The 881-nt window shown below is 51.4% G+C and carries 2 protein-coding genes; both read right to left on the bottom strand.

What is annotated here, in order from left to right:
* On the bottom strand, nucleotides 1–379 hold a 379-nt coding region (locus AC1DH9_RS29980; protein ID WP_477809433.1), incomplete at its 3' end, for a beta-ketoacyl synthase N-terminal-like domain-containing protein.
* 110 nt (nucleotides 380–489) lie between these two features.
* Complete coding sequence (acpP, locus tag AC1DH9_RS29975; protein ID WP_003175607.1) at nucleotides 490–726, bottom strand: acyl carrier protein; 237 nt, start codon at nucleotides 724–726, stop codon at nucleotides 490–492.
* Between the last annotated feature and the right edge of the window lie 155 nt (nucleotides 727–881).

Below are 881 nucleotides of genomic sequence, written 5' to 3'. Positions count from 1 at the left end.
GCCCCGAATCATGCAGCATGCGGCTGGTTTCTTCGATATTGGTCAGACCGCCAATACCCGAGCCCATGGCCACGCCGATGCGTTCACGATTGGCGTCGGTGACTTCCAGGCCAGCGTTACGCACTGCCTGAAACCCTGCTGCCAGACCGTATTGAATGAACAGGTCGAGTTTGCGAGCTTCCTTGACCGACAGGTATTCCTCGACATTGAAGCCCTTTACCGAGCCGCCAAAATGGGTGGAATAGGCAGAAAGGTCGGTGTGTTCGATCAGACCAATGCCACTGCGGCCAGCCAGAATACCCTGCCAGCTGCTCGGCACATCCGTGCCCAGTGGCGACAACATACCCATACCGGTGACTACGACGCGTCTACGCGACACAGCACTCTCCTTTTTTCAAATGACGACTTTGCATCAGGCCTAAAGGAAAAAACCGCACGCCGTGATGGCAGTGCGGTTTTTCCATGACAGCTAACAACGGCTACAAACTATTACGCCTGATGGCTAGTAACGTAGTCGATGGCAGCTTGTACAGTAGTGATCTTCTCAGCTTCTTCGTCAGGAATTTCGGTCTCGAATTCCTCTTCCAGAGCCATCACCAGCTCAACGGTGTCAAGGGAGTCGGCACCCAGGTCTTCAACGAAGGAAGCAGTGTTCACAACTTCTTCTTCTTTAACGCCCAGTTGCTCAGCAACGATTTTCTTGACGCGCTCTTCGATGGTGCTCATACCTTGTTTTCACTCCTAATGGACAAATTCAGGCAGCTGGCCAGTGGGTAAGTGTATAGAAAGGCTTTTCAGTTTTTCAACTGAAAGCTTCACTCCTCAAACCCTGACGACCCTCTGCCTATAAATAGATTGCAGCTTTATAACGGATTTTAGAC

It is taken from the genome of Pseudomonas sp. 05T35 (assembly GCF_056396605.1).
This window is presented reverse-complemented; position numbering and strand designations above follow the sequence as displayed.

What these genes read in the sequence shown, in the direction of transcription:
- acpP (WP_003175607.1), bottom strand. Translation starts at nt 726, where the DNA reads ATGAGCACCATCGAAGAGCGCGTCAAGAAAATCGTTGCTGAGCAACTG.